The sequence below is a fragment of the Neomegalonema sp. genome (assembly GCF_028688855.1).
Classification (GTDB): Bacteria; Pseudomonadota; Alphaproteobacteria; order Rhodobacterales; family Rhodobacteraceae; genus Neomegalonema.
In genome coordinates this window covers 146,715-165,513 of the sequence record NZ_JAQTXI010000004.1, presented here as the reverse complement: position 1 = coordinate 165,513, position 18,799 = coordinate 146,715, and the positions used below count along the sequence as shown (strand labels likewise).

Annotated in this window: 16 protein-coding genes; 10 read left to right on the top strand and 6 right to left on the bottom strand. The window is 67.4% G+C overall.

Features of this window, described 5'->3' with window-relative positions:
- The first annotated feature begins 123 nt into the window (after nucleotides 1-123).
- The 10 genes from PHN62_RS04555 to PHN62_RS04510 all read left to right on the top strand — a co-directional run bounded on the left by PHN62_RS04555 (nucleotide 124) and on the right by PHN62_RS04510 (nucleotide 12,967).
- A complete protein-coding gene (locus tag PHN62_RS04555; protein WP_300146948.1) occupies nucleotides 124-1,233 on the top strand; it encodes an acyl-CoA dehydrogenase family protein in 1,110 nt (369 codons plus the stop codon).
- Between the two features lie 84 nt (nucleotides 1,234-1,317).
- Nucleotides 1,318-2,151, top strand: coding sequence for a PhnD/SsuA/transferrin family substrate-binding protein (locus tag PHN62_RS04550; RefSeq protein ID WP_300146945.1), 834 nt, complete (start codon nucleotides 1,318-1,320; stop codon nucleotides 2,149-2,151).
- A gap of 3 nt (nucleotides 2,152-2,154) precedes the next feature.
- On the top strand, nucleotides 2,155-3,336 hold the full coding sequence (locus PHN62_RS04545; RefSeq protein ID WP_300146943.1) for a cobalamin-independent methionine synthase II family protein: 1,182 nt from the start codon (nucleotides 2,155-2,157) through the stop codon (nucleotides 3,334-3,336).
- On the top strand, nucleotides 3,329-3,796 hold the full coding sequence (locus PHN62_RS04540; RefSeq protein WP_300146940.1) for an OsmC family protein: 468 nt from the start codon (nucleotides 3,329-3,331) through the stop codon (nucleotides 3,794-3,796). Before PHN62_RS04545 ends, PHN62_RS04540 begins: the two co-directional genes overlap by 8 nt.
- A 16-nt stretch (nucleotides 3,797-3,812) precedes the next feature.
- Nucleotides 3,813-4,703 carry a LysR family transcriptional regulator gene (locus tag PHN62_RS04535; protein ID WP_300146938.1) on the top strand — a complete coding sequence of 297 codons (891 nt, stop codon included), beginning with the start codon at nucleotides 3,813-3,815 and terminating at the stop codon, nucleotides 4,701-4,703.
- A 56-nt stretch (nucleotides 4,704-4,759) separates the two neighbouring features.
- Nucleotides 4,760-5,959, top strand: a complete 1,200-nt coding sequence (locus PHN62_RS04530; RefSeq protein ID WP_300146936.1) for a sigma-54 dependent transcriptional regulator — start codon at nucleotides 4,760-4,762, stop codon at nucleotides 5,957-5,959.
- Complete coding sequence (locus PHN62_RS04525) at nucleotides 5,952-7,949, top strand: ATP-binding protein (RefSeq protein ID WP_300146933.1); 1,998 nt, start codon at nucleotides 5,952-5,954, stop codon at nucleotides 7,947-7,949. Before PHN62_RS04530 ends, PHN62_RS04525 begins: the two co-directional genes overlap by 8 nt.
- A 154-nt stretch (nucleotides 7,950-8,103) precedes the next feature.
- Nucleotides 8,104-11,187, top strand: coding sequence for a formate dehydrogenase-N subunit alpha (gene fdnG / locus PHN62_RS04520; protein WP_300146931.1), 3,084 nt, complete (start codon nucleotides 8,104-8,106; stop codon nucleotides 11,185-11,187).
- Complete coding sequence (gene fdxH / locus PHN62_RS04515; protein WP_300146928.1) at nucleotides 11,184-12,212, top strand: formate dehydrogenase subunit beta; 1,029 nt, start codon at nucleotides 11,184-11,186, stop codon at nucleotides 12,210-12,212. The genes fdnG and fdxH overlap by 4 nt, the downstream gene beginning before the upstream one ends.
- Nucleotides 12,209-12,967 (top strand): formate dehydrogenase subunit gamma, encoded by a 759-nt coding sequence (locus PHN62_RS04510; RefSeq protein ID WP_300146924.1) that lies wholly within the window; start codon nucleotides 12,209-12,211, stop codon nucleotides 12,965-12,967. The genes fdxH and PHN62_RS04510 overlap by 4 nt, the downstream gene beginning before the upstream one ends.
- Here PHN62_RS04510 and PHN62_RS04505 read toward each other — a convergent pair.
- The 6 genes from PHN62_RS04505 to PHN62_RS04480 form a co-directional block, all read right to left on the bottom strand.
- Entirely contained in the window at nucleotides 12,899-13,675 is a 777-nt protein-coding gene (locus tag PHN62_RS04505; RefSeq protein ID WP_300146921.1) for an ABC transporter ATP-binding protein, read from the bottom strand. The two genes, PHN62_RS04510 and PHN62_RS04505, sit on opposite strands and share 69 nt — an antisense overlap.
- Entirely contained in the window at nucleotides 13,663-14,655 is a 993-nt protein-coding gene (locus tag PHN62_RS04500) for an iron ABC transporter permease (RefSeq protein WP_300146918.1), read from the bottom strand. Before PHN62_RS04500 ends, PHN62_RS04505 begins: the two co-directional genes overlap by 13 nt.
- Complete coding sequence (locus PHN62_RS04495; RefSeq protein ID WP_300146915.1) at nucleotides 14,648-15,673, bottom strand: iron ABC transporter substrate-binding protein; 1,026 nt, start codon at nucleotides 15,671-15,673, stop codon at nucleotides 14,648-14,650. Before PHN62_RS04495 ends, PHN62_RS04500 begins: the two co-directional genes overlap by 8 nt.
- Complete coding sequence (gene tsaA, locus PHN62_RS04490; RefSeq protein WP_300146912.1) at nucleotides 15,670-16,131, bottom strand: tRNA (N6-threonylcarbamoyladenosine(37)-N6)-methyltransferase TrmO; 462 nt, start codon at nucleotides 16,129-16,131, stop codon at nucleotides 15,670-15,672. Before tsaA ends, PHN62_RS04495 begins: the two co-directional genes overlap by 4 nt.
- Entirely contained in the window at nucleotides 16,124-16,333 is a 210-nt protein-coding gene (locus PHN62_RS04485) for a molybdopterin-binding protein (protein ID WP_300146909.1), read from the bottom strand. Before PHN62_RS04485 ends, tsaA begins: the two co-directional genes overlap by 8 nt.
- 79 nt (nucleotides 16,334-16,412) lie before the next feature.
- Nucleotides 16,413-18,542, bottom strand: a complete 2,130-nt coding sequence (locus tag PHN62_RS04480) for a TonB-dependent receptor (protein ID WP_300146906.1) — start codon at nucleotides 18,540-18,542, stop codon at nucleotides 16,413-16,415.
- Nucleotides 18,543-18,799: the final 257 nt, after the last annotated feature.

Genomic DNA, 18,799 nt, shown 5'->3' with positions numbered 1-18,799 from the left:
GCGGCCTGGCTCCGCCCGCGCAATCAGCGCCCCGATCAGGAAGCCGGGACTCCAGCGCAGAACTTGCGCCGGACGGCGACCCGCCCTTTCAGGCGACGGCGCATCAGCCAGAGGAGAACAGAAATGTCCGTCTATCAGCAGGCCAGGGACTTCGCCCGCGCGCATGTCCTGCCCACCAGCGCCGAATGCGACGCCACGGCGTCCTTTCCGGACGAAGCCTTCAGGCAGATGGCCGCTCATGGCTGGTTCGCGCTGCTGATCCCCGAGGAGTTCGGCGGACAGGGCGGCGGCCTGCCCGAGCATGCGGAGGCCTGCCTCGCCTTCGCCGAGGCCAATCCCAGCGCCGCGCTCTGCTACATGATGCACAACGTGGCCCTGAGATGCGCCCTGACCCATGGCGACGAGGCGCAGAAGCGCCGGATCTGCAAGGACGTGCTGGACGGAAAATTCATGGCGCTCGCCTATAGCGAGTTCGGTTCCGGCACGCATTTCTACAATCCGCAGATCGAGGCGGCCTTCGGCCCCGAGGGCGTGACGATCAACGGCGCCAAGAGCATGGTGACCTCGGCGGGCAAGGCCTCCACCTACATGATCATCACGCGCGCCGAGGAGGAGGGCAAGCTCGACAACTGGGCCCTGCCGCTCTCCACGCCGGGCGTGAGCTTCCAGAGCAGCGCCTGGAACGGACTGGGCATGCGCTCCAACATCTCCTGTCCGATGCTGCTCGACGACGTGAAGCTCGGCTTCGACGCCCGGATCGGCGCGGCGGGCTCAGGGCAGGAGCAGCTGCTCGGCGTGGTGTCGATCTTCTTCGTGACCGGCCTCGCGGCGATCTACAGCGGCGTCTGCGCCACCCTCGGGGAGCTCGCCGCCGGGCATGCGAAATCGCGCACCTATCCCGACGGCTCGGCCCTCAGCCATATCGAGACGGTGCAGAACCATCTTTCGGCCATCTACGTCCGCGCCGCCGCCGCCCGCAGCCTGACTCTGGAGGCCGCCCGCGCCGAGGCCGACGCTCTGCCGAAGATCCTCGCGGCGCGCATCTTCTCGGCGGAATCCGCCATCGAATGCGGTCGGCTCGCGATGCGCGTGGGCGGCGGCAAGGCCTACAACAAGGCCCTGCCCATCGAGCGTTTCCTGCGCGACGCCTACGCCGGCCAGGTCATGGCGCCCGGCGTGGACGTGCTGAACCTGTGGCTCGGCAAGATCCTGACCGATCAGCCGATCCCCTGACCCGCAAGACCGTCGCAAGGCGGCGCGGAGGGGGTTCTCCGCGCCGTCAGGATTTCCGAACTCAGCCAGGGAGAGACTGACGCCATGAGCAGCGAAGCGATCAAGGTCGGGGCCGTGATCTACGATCCCAAGGTCACCGTCATCTGGGGGATCATCGCCGATTTCTTCCGCCGGGAAGGGCTGGAGACGCGATGTGAATTCTACAGCGACTACAAAAGCCAGGTGGACGGCCTCTTCGCGGGCGAGATCGACATCGCCTGGAATTCTCCGCTCGCCTGGGTGGACTGCCATCTGCGCGGCGAGGGGCGTTGCCTCTACGGCGCCATGCGCGACGCCGACCGCGACCGCAAGACCCATCTCCTCGTGCGCAAGGAAAGCGGCCTGACCAGCCTGGCGGGGCTCAAGGGCAAGGTCGTGGGGCTGGGGGCCTCGGATTCGCCTCAGGCGCGGCTGATCCCGATCAATCTGCTGCGCCGCCATGGCCTGGAGTTCGGAAAGGATTACGTCGAGAAGCGCTTCGACGTCGGCGTGGGGCTGCATGGCGATCACGTCGGCGGCGAACTGGACGCCGTGAAAGCCCTGCAGGCGGGCGAAGTCGACGCCGCGGCGGCCCTCGACCTCAATTGGGAGGCCTGGAGGAAAGACGGAACCGTCGATTCCGGCAAGGTGGTCAGCATCGCGGCCACGCCGGAATTCGATCACTGCATCTTCGTCGGCCGCCCGGACCTTCAGCCGGAGCGTTTCGAGCGCTGGATGGAGGTGCTCGACCGCATGGATTACAACAATCCGGACCACAGGACGATGATGGACATGGAGGGGCTGAAAGCCTGGGTTCCGGGCCGGACCAGCGGCTTCGCCCAGTTGCAGGAAGCCTGCGATTATCTAAAGTTCTTCGGCGCCTCCGCAGGGAAAGCCTGAGCCATGGCCGCCCGTCCGCCGCTGTTCTCCACCTCGCTGATGGGCAGCCTGCCCCGGCCCAGGGCGATCCTCGACGGCTTGCGGGGCCTGCGCAAGGGCGCCCTGACCCGCGAGGCCTTCGACGCCCTGGTCGAGGCGGAGACGCGGCGGGCGCTCGCGCTTCAGGAGGACTGGGGCCTCGACCTCCTCACGAGCGGCGAATTCGGCCGCGACAACTACGTGTCTTTCGTCGCGGATCGGCTCTCGGGCGTCGAGATGATGGATATGGGCCAGCTGCTCGACCATATCGAGGACAAGAAGGCCTTCGAGCAGATCCTGACCATTCTGGACGTGCCTGCGGTCAGCATCCGCAACGCCATCTGCACCGGAAGGCTCGGAGATCGCGGCGGAATCGCCCTGCCGGAACTGGAGATGATGAAGCGGCGCGCCAACAAGCCGCTGAAGGTCACCTTGCCCGGCCCCTATCTGCTGACCCGCTCCATGTGGCTGGCGCCTCTGTCGGGGCGGGCCTACGCCGACAAGGAGGAATTGGGCCGCGACGTCGTGGCTTTGCTCCAGCAGGAGGTCTCCCGGCTTCAGGAGGCGGGCGCCGCCGTCATCCAGTTCGACGAGCCCGTGCTGACCGAAGTGATCTTCACCGAGGGCCGCCCGCGCTCCTTCATGTGCGCCGCCCTGTCGGAGCGCAAGGATCCCGCCGAAGAGCTGGCCTTCGCCGCTTCGCTGATCGCGCCGGTGCTGGCCCATGTGGACGGCGCCCGCTCTCTGGCGGCGCTGCATGTCTGCCGCGGCAACTGGAGCCGCGACGAAAGCACCCTGCTCAGCGGCCCCTATACGCCTTTGCTGGATCTCTTCGCCGAAGTCCAAGCGCCTCTGCTGGAGCTGGAATATTCCACGCCCCGCGCCGGAGAGCTTTCGGCCCTGCTGGAGGATGGGCGGTTCGGCTCCGGGACGATCCTGGGCCTTGGCGTCGTCAATCCGCGCATCGACCATGTGGAGAGCGTCGAGGAGATCCTGAACCGCGCGGAAGAGGCCTTGCGCTGGCTGCCGCCGGAACGCCTCATGCTGACGCCCGATTGCGGCTTCGCGACCTTCGCCAATCGCCCGATGAACGTCGAGGAGGTCATCGGGCGCAAGGTCTCGGCCATGACCGAGGCCGCGCGGATCCTCAGGCGGCGCCATGGCTGAGGTCTATGAATCCCGCTTCCACGACATGAGCTTTCGCGCCGTCTCCCGCGATTCCGGCGAGGTGAAGGTCTTCACCGACAAGACCGCCTTCGCCGTGGGCTCGGCGATCAGCTTCGACAACGAGAGCATGGAGATCAGCAGCGTCGATTATTTCGCCGGCGCCTTGCTCAGCAGCCTCATGCTGACTTTGCGCGCCCATGGCCGCAGGCGCGGCGTGCCGGTCGAGGATCTGGAGGGCTCCCTTGCGCTGCAACTGGCCGATCCTCTGCCTCTGGTCGGCGTGAGGGGCGCCGGAGGGACTCCGCATTTCAGCCGCATCCGCGCGACGATCTACGCCTGGACAGGCTTGACGCCCGAGGCCTTCGGGGAGTTCTGTCAGGAGGCGCTGCGCCTTTGTCCTCTTTACCAGACGCTGGCGCGAGGCGCCGATGTCGCGGTCCTCTTCAAGCCGCTGGACTAGCCGCAGAGGAGCCGCCTTGCTCATCCGTCATCTGGATTTCTTCGTCACCCTCGCCGAGGAGCGGCATTTCGGCCGCGCGGCGGATCTCTGCGGCGTGACCCAGCCCGCCTTGTCGCTGGCCTTGCGCAAGCTGGAGGAGGATCTCGGCGTCACGCTGATCCTGCGGGGACAGCGCTTCATGGGACTCACCGCCGAAGGCGAGCGCGTGCTGATCTGGGGACGCCGCATCCTCGCCGATTACGGCGACCTCCGCGCGGCCCTCGACGGGCGGCGCAAGGGCGGCCTCACGGGAACCCTGCGGCTGGGCGTCCTTTCGGCGGCGGCGCCTCTGGTTCCGGCGCTCTCCGCCCGCTTCGAGGCCCGCAATCCTCTGGCCCGCCTCTCGATCAGCCAGCTTGCGCCGGAGGCGATCCTCGCAGGGCTGCGCGGCCTCGCGCTGGAGGGCGGCCTCACCCGCGCCCCGGAGGAGGAGGCCGAAGGGCTCGTCTGGACGCCGCTCTGGCGCGAGGCGCCGCTCTTCGCCTGCCGCAAGGACCACCCCTTCGCCTCGGGCCTCGCCCATGGCTGGAGCGACGCCTCGACGCAGCCCCTCTGCGCGACGGAGGAGATGGCGCGTCGGGAGTTCGCCCCGCGCAAGATCCGCGCGGCGGTGGTCTGCTCCGGGCTCGACGGCGTGCTGGCCCATCTGCGGGAGGGGCTCTGGTGCGCCGTGGTCCCGGAGGCTTTCCGCCATCTCCTGAGCGCGGAGGACGACATCCTTCTGCATCCTCTGGACGACGAGGAGGCGGCACCGAGCCTCGGCCTGCTCACGGCGGCGCGCGCGCCGCCTTCGCCCATGGCTCAGGCGCTGCTTGACTGCGTCGCCGCGCTGCGCGAGGAGTGGACGCAGGCCGCCCCCTCCGCCTGAGCGCGGCGCGCCCCATCCCCCAGGACATGCCCGGTTCGGGAAGAGGAGGAGCCGTCTTGCCGACCGCCGCCAGCCTTCAGGACGCGTCCTCCTCCGACGCCGAGCTTCTGAGCCGGATCTCCGTGCTGATCGTCGACGACGAGGCGGGGATGCGCAATTTCCTCTGGCGGATTCTCGGGCCGCGCTGCCGCCGGGTCGAACAGGCCTCCGACCTGGAGGAGGCGGAGGAATGGCTCGCGGTCGAGGCCTTCGACCTGATCGTCCTCGACAACATGCTCGGCGAGGCGCGGGGCCTCGACTGGCTCGCGCGCCAGCGGGAGGCGGGCCATACGCCGCCGGTGGTGCTGATCTCGGCTTTCGGCGATCTCGAAATGGCCATCGAGGCCATGCAGGCGGGCGCCGCCGATCTGGTGCTGAAACCCTTCCGGGCGAACCAGATCCTGAACGCCGCCCTGCGCGCCGTCGAGCGGAGCCGCCTCAAGGCCGAAATTAGCCTCCTGCGCCGCGAGATCCGCCGCGCCTCGGAGGAGACGGATCGTCTGACCGGCGCCGCGCCCGCCCTGGAGGAGATCCGCGCGGCCATAGCCCGGGCGGCGCCCTCGCCGAGCTCGGTGCTGCTGACCGGGGAATCCGGGACGGGCAAGGAGGTCGCGGCGCGGATGATCCACAGCCTGTCCGACCGCGCGGAACGCCCGTTCATCCCCGTCGATTGCGCGGCCATGCCGGAGGAGACGGCGGACTCCGAGCTGTTCGGCCATGTCGAGGGGGCTTTCCCTGGGGCGAAGGGGCGGCGCGAGGGGCTTTTCCTTCAGGCGCGGGGCGGGACGCTCTTCTTCGACGAGATCGCGGAGGCCCCGCTCGCGACTCAGGCGAAGCTTTTGCGGGTTCTCGAAGAACGCCGGGTGCGGCCCCTCGGGGCGGAGCGCGCCTTTCCGGTGGACGTGCGGTTGATCTTCTCCGCCAAGGCCGATCTGGAGACGAGGGTGGCGGAGGGGCTCTTCCGGGCCGATCTCTACCACCGGATCAACGTGGTGCGGCTGCATCTGCCGCCCTTGCGGGAGCGCCGCGAGGACGTCCCCGAACTGGCGCGACTCTTCATGGCGCAGCTGGCGCAGAGGCTGAACCGTCCCGCCTTGCCCATTCCGCCCGAGGTCGAGGCCGCCTTGCAGGCTCAAGACTGGCCGGGGAACCTGCGCGAATTGCGCAATCTCGTCGAGCGGGCCTTGATCCTCGGGCGCTTCCCTTCCGATGGCTGAAACCGCTGGAGGCTCCGTCCGGCTCCGGCTGCTCCTCCTCGCGCTTCTGCCGACGCTGCTCCTGACGCCTCTGCTGATCGGCGTGACGACCACGCGCTGGACATGGCGCATGGATCAGGTGCTGATCGCCCGCGTGGCCAGCGATCTGGCCGTGGCGCGGCGCTATCTGCTGGAGCGCGTGGAGGGCGCGGGTCGGGCCGTCGAGGCTCTGGGGCTTTCGGCGGAGTTCCGCGACCGCCTCGCCGCCGGAGATTCCGCCGCCCTGCTCGCCGAGAGCCGCGCAAGGCTCGGGCTGGATTATCTGCTCCTGACCGACGAAGCCGGACGGATCCTCGCCGCCAGCCCTCCGCAGGCGCATCCGGCGCCGGAGAGCCAGCTCCTCGACCTGGAGCGGAGCGGCGGCGAAATCCTGCTGATCGGGCCGGAGGATCTGGCGTCCCTCTCGCCCGCTCTGGCCGGGCGCGCCCGGATTCCCCTGAGCGGCGCCTCCGGCGAGGAGACGCGCGGACTGATCCTCCGGGCGGCGAGCCGCGCGCCGCTGGCGGATGGGGCGGCGGGCCTGCTGACGGGCGGCCTCCTGCTGAATCGCGACGAGGGCTTCGTGGACCGCATCGGCGATCTCGTCTATCCGGCGACCCGTCCGGAGACGCCGCCGGAAGCCCGCGAAGGTCTGGATCTCGGCGTGGTCACGCTGTTTCTGGAGGATCTGCGCATCGCCACCACCCTGCGTCCTTCGGGCGGAGCGCGGGCGCTCGGAACCCGCGCTTCCGAGGCGGTGCGCGCGCAGGTTCTGGAGCAGGGCGAAGGCTGGCGCGACCTCGCCTTCGTGGTCGACGCCTGGTATTTCTCGGCCTATGACGCGATCCATGACGCCCAAGGCCGCCGCGTGGGGATGCTCTACGCCGGAGTCCCCAAGGCGCCTTACGCCGCCGCGCGCCGGATCACATGGGCGATCAGCGGCGCGGCCTTTCTCGCCGTGGCCTTGCTGACCCTGCCCTTGTTCCTGCGCTGGGCGCGGAGCGTCTTCCGGCCTCTGGAGGCCATGGGCGCGACCATCTCGCGCGTCGAGGCGGGAGACATGGCCGCGCGGAGCCTCGCCGCCCCCGGCCCGAGCGCGGATGAAATCGCGCGGCTCGCGCGGCATTTCGACGGCCTTCTGGATCAGCTTCAGGCGCGGGATCAGGAATTGCGCGGGCTCAACGGCGACCTCAACGCCCGCGTGGAGGCCCGCACGGCGGAGCTTCTGCGCGCCAATCAGGCGCTCGAAGCCGCGACGCGGCGTCTGATCCTCTCCGAGAAGCTGGCGGCCATCGGCGAGATGGCGGCGGGAGTCGCGCATGAGATCAACAATCCTCTGGCGGTGATGCAGGGCAATCTCGAAGTGCTGCGCATGCTGCTGGAGGATCGCCTCGGAGAAGTCGGGACGGAGCTTCACCTCATCGAGGAGCAGGTGTCCCGCATGGAGGCTCTGGCGCGTCAGCTTCTGCAATTCGCCCGGCCGGAGGAATTCGCCGAGGGCGCCGTCGGCGCCGATCCGCGTCAGGTCGCGGAGGGACTCCGGCCTCTGCTGCGCCATCTGCTGGAGGCGGGCGGCGTGGAGCTGGCGCTGGAGCCCAGGTCTTCGCGGCGGATCGCGATGAGCGCCCATGAGCTGCGGCAGATCCTGGTCAATCTGCTCTCCAACGCCGTTCAGGCCACGCCTCGGGGCGGTTCGGTGCGCCTCGCCAGCGAGGACGCCGCCTCCGAAGACGGCCGCTCCGGAGTCGCGATCACGATCCGCGACGAGGGACCGGGCATGAAGCCCGAGGTTCTGGCGCGGATCTTCGACCCCTTCTTCACCACCCGCGGCCTGCGCGGGACGGGCCTGGGTCTGGCGATCTGTCAGACTCTGGTCGCCCGGCGCGGCGGAGAGCTCCGCGCCCGGAGCGTCCCGGGCGAGGGATCGAGCTTCACGCTCTGGCTGCCCGAGGAAGCCCCCTCCGCCGGATGATAAGCGATGCTGATCATGTCATCAGCGTTTCCATGCGTCTGAAGCGCGCATTGTCTGAGCCCCGGCCTCAGGGAAGATGAAATTTCGCTGATCAAGGGAGATTTCCGCTCCCGCCTCATCGCTCGCGAAGGCAAGCCAGCCAAAGGGGGGTTTCGTGAACGTCAACCTGTCTCGCCGCAGTTTTCTGAAGCTGGCGGGCGCCGGAGCGGCGGCCACGTCGCTCGGGGCCATGGGCTTCGGCGCGGCCGAAGCGGCGGTCGCCGCGCGCGTCCGGCCCTTCAAGCTGGTCACGACGACCGAAACCCGCTCGATCTGCACCTATTGCTCGGTCGCCTGCGGGATCATCATGTATTCCAACGGCGATTTCAAAGCCGGGGAGCAGGCCGAGCTCGTCCATATCGAGGGCGACGCCGACCACCCGACCAATCGGGGCACGCTCTGCCCCAAGGGCGCGGCGCTGAAGGACTTCATCCGCTCCGAGACCCGGACCACCGTTCCGCGCTATCGCGAGCCGGGCGGGACCGCATGGCGCGAAGTCTCGTGGGATTTCGCCCTCGACAAGATCGCCCGCCACATCAAGGACGACCGCGACGCCAATTTCGTCGAGACGAACGACGCGGGCGTGACGGTCAACCGCTGGACCACCGCCGGATTCCTCGCGGCTTCGGGCGGCACCAACGAAACCGGCTGGCTGACGTGGAAGACCACCCGCGCGCTCGGCTTGTTGCCTCTGGATAATCAGGCTCGCGTCTGACACGGCCCCACGGTGGCCAGTTTGGCCCCGACCTTCGGCCGCGGAGCGATGACGAACGCCTGGACGGACATCAAGAATACGGATCTCGTGATCGTCATGGGCGGCAACGCCGCCGAAGCGCATCCCTGCGGCTTCAAATGGGTGACCGAGGCCAAGCATCACAACGGCGCCAAGCTGATCGTGGTGGATCCGCGCTTTACCCGCACGGCCTCCGTGGCGGACGTCTATGCGCCCGTGCGCCCCGGCTCGGACATCGCCTGGCTGATGGGCGTGATCCGTTATTGCCTGAAGAACGACAAGGTGCAGTGGGATTACGTCAAGGCCTACACCAACGCGACCTGTCTGATCCGCGACGACTTCGGCTGGTCCGAAGGGCTCTTCACGGGCTATGACGAGGAAAAGCGCGATTTCGACCGCAGCTCCTGGGAATATCAGATGGACGAGCAGGGCCAGCCCCTGACCGATCCCACGCTGACTCATCCGCGCTGCGTCTGGAATCTGCTCAAGGAGCATGTCGAGGTCTATACGCCGGAATTCGTCTCGAATCTGACCGGCACGCCCGTCGACCGCTATCTCCAGATCTGCGAAATGATCGGCGAGACCTCGGCCAAAGACAAGGTGATGACCTCGCTTTACGCCCTGGGCTGGACGCAGCATTCCAAGGGCGCCCAGAACATCCGCGGCATGGCGATGCTTCAGCTGATCCTCGGCAACATCGGGCTTCCGGGCGGCGGCGTGAACGCTCTGCGCGGCCATGCGAACATCCAGGGCCTGACCGACATCGGGCTTCTGTCGCACATGATGCCGGGCTACATGAACCTCCCCACGGAGCGCGAACCCGAACTCGCCGACTGGCTCAAGGCCCGCGAGAACAAGCCGCTGTTCCCCGGACAGACGAGCTTCTGGCGGAACACCGACAAGTTCATGGTCTCCTTCCTGAAGTCCCTCTGGGGCGAGAAGGCCACGGCCGAAAACGACTGGGGATATGGCTGGCTGCCCAAGCTGGACGTCCCCTATTACGACATCCTGCGCGTCTTCGACATGATGGACCGCAGCGAGATCAACCTCTACATCTGTCAGGGGTTCAATCCGCTTCTCTCCTTCCCGAACCGCGCGAAGCTGACTTCGGCGCTCTCGAAGCTGAAGCTTCTGGTCTCCATCGACCCGCTCCAGACCGAGACGGTGAACTTCTGGCAGGATCACGGGATCTACAACGACGTCGATCCCACGAAGATCATGACGGAAGTCATCGAGCTTCCCTCGACCTGCTTCGCCGAAGACGACGGCGCCACGGTGAACTCCGGGCGCTGGCTGCAATGGCACTGGCAGGCGGCGACGCCTCCGGGCACGGCCAAACACGACACCTGGATCATGGCGCAGCTCTTCCTGAGGGTGAAGAGGCTCTATGAGGAGGAAGGCGGCGCCAATCCCGAGCCCATCATGAGCCTCTCATGGGATTACCATGAGCCGGAGAATCCCCATCCCGAGGAATTGGCCAAGGAGATGAACGGCCGGGCTCTGGCGGATCTGCCGGATCCGAACGATCCGACGAAAGTGCTCCGCAAGGCGGGCGAGCTGCTCGACAATTTCGGCCAGCTCCGCGCCGACGGCTCCACCATGTCGGGATGCTGGATCTACGCCGGATCCTGGACCGAGGCCGGAAACATGATGGCCCGTCGCGACAATCACGACGAAGGCGGGGTCGGCACCTATCTCGGCTGGACCTTCGCCTGGCCGGCCAATCGGCGCATCCTCTACAACCGCGCCTCCTGCGATCTTCAGGGCAAGCCCTGGGACCCGAAGCGCAAGCTTCTGGAATGGAACGGCGCGCGCTGGGAGGGCTTCGACGTGCCCGACATCTCGCCCACCGCCAAGCCCGAAGAGGTCATGCCCTTCATCATGACCCAGGAAGGCACGGCGCGCCTCTTCTCGCGCAAGCTCCTGCGGGACGGGCCCTTCCCGACCCATATGGAGCCCTGGGAAAGCCCGATCCAGAATCCCTTCAACAAGGAGATGCGCGGCAATCCCGCCGGACGGATCTTCCCGCAGGATCTCGCGCAGCTCGGGACCAGCGATGAATTCCCCTTCGTCGGGACCTCCTATCGCCTGACCGAGCATTTCCACTACTGGACCAAGCACTCGAAGACCAACGCCGTCCTCCAGCCGGAGTTCTTCGTGGAGATCTCGGTGGAGCTGGCCGAATTGCGCGGCGTCCGCAAGGGCGGCCGGGTGAGGATCTGGAACAAGCGCGGAGAAATCTGGGCGAAGGCCGTCGTCACCAAACGCATCAAGCCGCTGCTCTGCGACGGCAAGGAGGTCCATGTGGTGGGAATCCCGCTGCACTGGGGCTTCATGGGGGCGGCGCGCAAGGGCTTCGGCCCCAACAGCCTGACCGTCTTCGCCGGAGACGCCAACATCGACACGCCGGAATCCAAGGTCTTCCTCGTGAACATCGAACCGGCTTCAGGGGATCTCATCGCATGACGAGTCTCGCGCCCGAACCTCTGACGGCGGCCTCCAATCCGCCGACCCAGCCTCTGGAGAGCAACCTCCTGCCGACGGACGTGCGGCGCATCTCGGCGACGGCCCATGTTCCGCCGCCGACGCGCCAGCTCACCGAGGTGGCCAAGCTCATCGACGTGTCGAAATGCATCGGCTGCAAGGCCTGTCAGTCGGCCTGCATCCAGTGGAACGACACCCATCCGGAGGTCGAGGAGAACGTGGGGATCTACGAGAATCCCCATGACCTCACGCCCGACATGTTCACCCTCATGCGCTTCGCCGAATGGGAGAATCCCGAGACCAACGAGCTCGAATGGCTGATCCGCAAGGACGGCTGCATGCATTGCGAGGATCCGGGCTGTCTGAAGAGCTGTCCGGCGCCGGGCGCCATCGTGCAATACACCAACGGCGTGGTGGACTTCATCTCCGAGAACTGCATCGGCTGCGGCTATTGCGTGAAGGGCTGCCCCTTCGACGTGCCCCGCATCCACAAGACGGCGCATGTCTCGAAGAAATGCACCCTCTGTTCGGACCGCATCGCGGTGGGCCAGGGTCCGGCCTGCGCCAAGGCCTGCCCGACGCAATGCATCACCTTCGGCCCGAAGGAAGAGATGAAGGCCCTCGCCGCCGAGCGCGTCGAGGACCTCAAGGAGCGCGGCTACGACAACGCCGGGCTTTACGATCCTCAGGGCGTGGGCGGAACCCATGTGATGTATGTGCTGCATCACGCGGACAAGCCCTCGATCTATTCCGGCCTTCCGGTCGATCCGCGCATCTCGCCTCTGGTCGAGGCCTGGAAAGGCCCGGCCAAGAAGCTCGGACTCATGGCGGCGGGCGCGGCCTTTCTGGGCTCGGCGCTGCATGGGATCTTCGCCAAACCCAACGAAGTCAGCGAGCATGAGGAGGAGGAGGCCGAAGAGCTTTACGAAGACATCGTCCATGAAGCTCCTGAGGCTTCAGGGGGCGAAGCTCATGGCCCCGTCGCTTCGGGCGAGGAGGCCCGATGACCGAGAAACGCTTCGAATCCGCGCCCGGCGACGAGATCGAGAGCGAAGCGCCCTTGCGCGTCTTCCGCTATCGGGGCTTCACGCGGGCGAACCACTGGCTGACCGCCGCCTGCATGATCGTGCTGCTGCTGTCGGGAGCGGCCTTCTTCCATCCTTCGCTCTTCTGGCTGACCGGCCTCTTCGGCGGCGGCCAGATGACGCGTTGGCTTCATCCTCTGGTGGGGGTGCTGCTGTTCTTCAGCTTCATGGGGCTTTTCCTCCAGATGTGGAGGCTGAACCTGCCCCGCCGCGAGGACGTCGAATGGAGCCTGAAGATCGGCGACGTGCTCAAGGGCAATGAGGAGAACCTCCCGGAGCTGGGCAAATACAACGCCGGACAGAAGGGCGTCTTCTGGGGCATGTCCGGACTGATCATGGTGCTGATCGTGAGCGGCGTGATGATCTGGGAGCAATATTTCCCCAATCTCGTCTCGATTCCGGTGCGCCGCGCGGCGGTGGTGGTGCATGCTCTGGCGGCTCTGGGCTCGCTCTTCATCTTCATCGCCCATGTCTACGCGGCCATCTGGACGCGCGGCACCATCAGCGCCATGACCCGCGGCACGGTGACGGGCGGCTGGGCCTTCCGGCATCATCGCAAATGGTTCAAGGAGCTGGCCCGCCGCAAACGCGACGAGCCTTCGGAGGGATCAGCGGAAGTGAACGGCGCCGTCGGACAGGACCTCGCGGCGCAGGGCCACGCCGTAAAGCCGCGATAAATTCCCGGCGGTCATGGCCTCGTCGACCGGGCCTGAAGCGATCAGGCCCTCGCGCCCGATGAGCAGCGCGCGGTCTCCGAGCCGCGCCGCCTGATCCGGATCATGGGTCGAGAGGATCACGCCCATCCCGCGCCCGGCCAGAGCGCGGACCGCCGCCTCGACCTGAAGGCGATTGGCGAAATCGAGGCTGGCGGTGGGCTCGTCCATGACCACGGCGCCCGCCTCCTGCGCCAGGGCTCGCGCGAGCAGGATCATCTGACGCTGGCCGCCGGAGAGCCGCGTCACCTCGGCCTGAGCCAGATCCTCCGCCCCGAGCGCCGCCAGAGCCGCCAGAGCCCGCGCCTCCTCTTCGGGGCCGGGCCGTGCGAAGGCTCCCAGCTTCGCCGAAGCCCCCATCAGCACCACGTCGAGAGCCCGCCAGGCGAAGGGCGTCGCGAGGAACTGCGGCGCATAGGCCAGACGCGCGGCGATCTCGCGGCGCGTCAGATCCGCCAGAGCCGCGCCCTTGAGCCGGACCTCCCCGGAGATGGCGGGCGCGAGGCCCAGAAGCGTGCGGAAAAGCGTCGTCTTGCCGACGCCGTTCGGCCCGAGCAGACACAGCGTCTCTCCGGCGCGCAAGCTCAGGTCGATCCCGGAGACCAGAGCCCGCCCGCCATGGCCGACCGCCAGACCCCGCGCCTCGACCAGAAGCGGCGTCATTCCGCCCATGTCCGCGCCCTCCGCGCCAGAAGCCAGAGGAAGATCGGCGCTCCGATCACGGCGGTCAGCACGCCGAGGGGAATCTCCATGGTCGCGAGGCTGCGCGCCGCGAGATCGGTCAGCACCATGAAGCTCGCGCCCAGGAGCGCCGCGGCGGGCAACAACCGGTCGAAGCGCGGCCCCACCAGCAGACGCGCCATATGCGGCGCCATCAGCCCCACCCATCCGACGATCCCCGCCATGGCCGTGACGGCGGCCGTCATCAGCGTGGCGCAGGCCACCACCAGCAGCCGCAGCCGCCCGGCCTCCACCCCGAGGGCGCGGGCCTCGTCGTCGCCGAGCGACAAGAGCCCGATCCGCCAGCGCAGCAGGATCAGCGGCGCGAGGCCGATCAGCACGGCGGGCAGAGCCGCCCAGAGATCCGGGCGCTTGATCCCCGCGAGGCTGCCCATCAGCCAGAAGGTGATCGCCGGAAGCTGCTGATCGGGATCGGCCAGGAGCTTCACGAGCGAAATCCCGGCCCCCGCCAAGGCTCCCACCGCCACCCCGCACAAGACCATCACGAGAATCTGACCCTCGCCGCGCAGAGCCCAGGTCAGCCCGAGCACCAGAACCACCGCCAGAAGCCCCATGCCGAAGCCGAGCATCTGGATGGCCATGACCGGGAGCCCGAGCAGAATCCCGAGCGTCGCGCCGAATCCCGCCCCCGCCGAAACGCCGAGGATGTCCGGAGAGACCAGCGGATTGCGGAAGATCGTCTGATAGGCCGCGCCCGCCGCCGCCAGAGCCCCGCCCACGAGCGCCGCCGCCAGAACCCTCGGCAGGCGCAGATTCCAGAGCACCACCGCCGCCTGAGCGTCGCTGCGGTCTCCGGCGAGAATCCCGAAGATCTGGCCCGGCGAGAGCGGATAGGGGCCGATCATCGCGCCGATCATCAGCGCGGCGAGCAGCCCCAGCAGAAGCGCCGGAGGAAGCAGGCGTTCACTCACCCAGCAGCGCCGTCAATTGAGCCTCGTCCGGGCGCAGGCCGTAGAACAGCTCGTAGAACTCCGCGATCTTCGCCCGGAGGTCGCCCTCCGCCTGCTCGGGATAGAGCTTGTGCGTCAGCCAGATCAGCCCCGCCAGACGATTGACGGAAGGCGGGCTGTCGATGAAGCCGAAAGGCGTCGCGGGGGCCAGATAGACCCGCCCCTCCGCCACCGCCGGAACGCCGCTCCATTCGGGCGCCGCGCCGACCTTCGCCGCGAAATCCTTGTCGATGGTGATGACGACTTCCGGAGCCCAGGCCAGCACCTGCTCCGGCGAGACCGTGGCCAGGCCCCGAGTCTCCGCGACCGTCACATTGCGTCCGCCGACCCGCTCGATGATCTCGGCGTTGATCGAGCCCCGCGCCGGAGATTCCAGACCCTCCGGGCCGCGCGCCAGATAGACGGTCGGGCGCTGATCCTCGGGGATCTTCTCCAGCAGGGCGTCGACTTCGGCCAGCCGCGCTTCGGCGTAGGCGGCGAGGGTCTCGCCCCGCTCCGGAACGCCGAGGATCTCCGCCATCTGCCGGATCGCCTGAGGCATGGCCTCGAAGGAGCCGTCGATCAGGGCGTAGGGGACGCCGGTCTGCTCCTGCACCCGCCCGGCGAGGTCGATGTAGGTCGGGTTGATGGTCCCGTAATCCACGATGAGATCCGGTTGCGCCGAAAGCAGGACTTCCAGATTCACCGTGTCGCCCCGGCCCGTCAGGCGGCCAAGCTCGGGCAACTCCCGGACCTGGGGCAGAAGGAAAGGCAGATCCGCCCCGCGCGGCGCCCGCACCCAACCGACCATCGCTTCAGGCTTGAGCGTGTAAAGCAGCGTGGCGGCGGGCGGCCCGGCGGCGAAGACCCGGGCGGGCTCGGCGGGGACCAGAACCTCGCGGCCGGTCGCGTCGAGCACGCTCCGCCCGTCCAGAGCGAAGGCGGCGGGCGTCGCCAGAGCCAGAGCGAGCGCGAAGACCTTGAAGGAGAAGAGCTTCATGTGAAGACTCCGAATTCGGGTTTGACGTCGATCAGAGGCGTTCCGTCGAGACAATCCAGTCCGCGCACCGTCAGGACGGCGCCTTCCACGGCCAGCAGACGCACCACCGAAGAGGCGATGGGATTGGGCCTCAGGGGCGAGCGTATGGCGAAGGTTCCGATGGAGCCTCCGCCGAAATTCGGGTTCTGACGCACGGCGTCGCGGCGGGAAAGATGCATCCAGTAGAGGATCTGGAGCCGCTCCTTCTCCTCCACCCCCGCGAGGGCGGGAGTCCAGGGCTCGAAGATCTCAATGCGGCAGACCGGGCCGTTTTCGGAATCTCCGCGCTTGGGACATTCCTCGCGGCGGGTCCAGGGCGTGCGGATGCGGCCGATGAACCAGACTCCGGCGTCGAAATCGGCGGGAGTCTCCACGGCCTGCTCATGAGGCCGCAGAGGATCGGCGCGAAGCTCAGTCATCCACACCCACCATGACGTCCGAGGCCTTGACCACCGCCGAGGCCCGGCCGCCGACCTTCAGACCCAGTTCCGCCACGGCCTCGTTGGTGATGGAGGCCGTGACCACCGCGCCGCCGATGTCGATGCGGACATGGCTGGTCACGGCGCCTTCGACGATCCCGACGACGATTCCCGGCAGGACGTTGCGCGCGCTGATCTTCATGGCTGGTCTCCTTGCGGATGGGGGCGGATGAGAGGGCGAAGGCGGAGAGCATATCCTCCCGCCTCCGCCGCCTCCAGCTTCAGAATTTCAGCTGCGTGGTCACATAGAAGCTGCGTCCTGCTTCAGGGAAGCCTTCGGTCAGGGCGTAATCCTTGTCGAAGAGGTTGCGCACGCCGAAGACGACGTTGGCGTTCGGCCTGACCTCCCATTTCGCGTCGAGATTGACCAGAGCGAAGCCGCCCATGCGGGCGTAAGCCACCTGATCGAAATCGCCGGTCTGGATGATCGCCTCGGTCCGGCGGGAGCTGGCCAGCTCCAGCGAGGGCGAGAGGGTCAGGGTCTCCAGCGGACGCCAGTCGAGCCGCAGATAGGCGGTGTGGCGCGGCGTGTCCGTCGGCTGGAGGCCGGGGCGCACCGGATCCGAGATCTCGCGATCCAGATAGGTGTAGGCCGCCCCGAGATCCAGCCGATCCGTGATCGGCAGGCTCGCGCCGACCTCGAAGCCGAAGCTCCGTCCGTCGCCGACGTTCTGGTTCTGGGAGGGGCGGCGTCCGCGGTCGTCCAGAGGCAGATCCACGCGCGGAATGGACTGGATCATGTCGTCGATCTGGCTGTAGAAGGCCGCCGCCTCGACGAAGGCCGGGCCGAGATCGCCTTTATAGCCGACCTCGAAGTTCACGGCGCGCTCGGAGGCGAGATCCGGATTGGGCACCGCATAGCCGAACCGCGTGCTGTAGCGCTCGAAGAGGCTCGGGAAGCGGGTCCGCGAAGAGACCGAGGCGTGCCAGGCGCCGCCCGCCTCCGGCTCCCAGACGGCGGCGGCCTGCCAGTTCCAGGCGTCCGCCGAGCCGACGGGCTCGCCGAAGCTGGTGGGGGTGCGGTCGGCCATCTTCACGTCGGCGCGCTCGTAGCTCAGGCCGCCCACGAGGCGAAGCTGATCGTTCAGACGCCATGTGTCCTCGACGCCGAAGGACCAGGTGTCTTCGCGGCTGCGCTCGGTCGGATCGAGGACCGCGTTGACGTCCGGGCGGCTGTGGTTCGTGCTCTCATGGCGGTCGCTGCGGAACTGGACCGCGCCGCGCAATTCATGTCCGCCCCCGATCTCGCCCCCGAGATCCACGGCGGCGCCCCAGGCGCTGTCGTCATAGATGCTGTCGAAGGCGCGGTTGGCGGTCTGGGTGGAGTGGGAGCTGTCGTCCCAGGCCGACAGAACGTTGTCGAAGGTGTTGTAATAGAGTTTCGTCTTGACGTCGGCGCCTTCGCCGAGCGCGGTCTTCGAGTAGAAGGCCAGGCTTTGCAGATCCCATTTCGGCCAGGTCCAGTCGCGCTGGGCGCCGCCGCCATAGCCGGGGGCTCCGGGGGTCATGGCGCCGCCGGGCAGGCGGATCGGCTGAAGCGTGTTGTAGGGCGCGCTCTTGGAGCCGTCCTGACGGGTGTAGCTCACGACATATTCGTCGGTCGCATTGGGGGTGAAGCCGAACTTGAGGTTCAGGCGGCTGTCCTCGCTTTCGGAGTTGCCGCGCTGTCCTGCGCCCTGCTGAGCCGTGGGCTCGAAGCCGCGCGAGAGGTCGAAGCCGTCGAAATCGCGGATCGAGAAGCTGCCCTGCGCGTAGAACTTCTCCTGGAGCGTCCCGAGCGACAGGAAGCCGTGGCGTCCGTTCAGATCGCCGCGATTCCCGGCTTCGAGCCCGAGCTGGAGCTCGCCTTCGAAGGGCGAGACGGGCTTGCGCGTGGCGAGGTTCACCGCGCCGCCCATGGCGCCGGGGCCGTTGAGCACCGAGACGTAGCCTTTCTGCACCTGAACCTCGGCGAGGTCGGGCGTCAGGAAGCGGCCGAAGTCCAGCCGGTTGTCGGCGGGGAGGTAGATGCGGATTCCATCCACCGAGAGCGGAACCTGGAAGCGATCGAAGCCGCGCACGAATACGAGGCGTTCGTTGCGCGAGCCGCCCGAATTGCCCACCGCGACGCCGGGAACCGTCTTCAGGGCGTCGTCGAGGGTGAGGCGGCCTTCCTGGGTCGCCGTCCCGGCGGAGACGTAGCTCGAAGTGCCGGGTTGAGCGTCATGAACGCCGCCGAGATAGATCTCGCCAAGCTGGAAGACTTCGGAGGCGGCGGGAAGCGGCGTCGGAGACTCCTGCGCGGAGGCGGTTTGCGGAGTCGCGCCGACGAGGGCCGCGCCAAGCAACGCGAGCCTGAGTTGAAAATCCATGTCGTCCCTCTCTTGCTTGATCGCAAGTCCCCGTCGCCCCACTGAAACCGGAGCTCCGGACAAGAGGCGATGCATGGCGATCAATCCGGATCAATATTGGAATGAATCAGATGAATTGAAAGAAAATTCTCGATTCATTGATTTCATGCATGTTTATATAGAGGGAATTTATTGAATTTTATCTTCAGGTTCTCGGGAATTACAGGATATTTATTTGAGTCATCATGAAATAAATTCCGTTCATATTCCCGGAATCG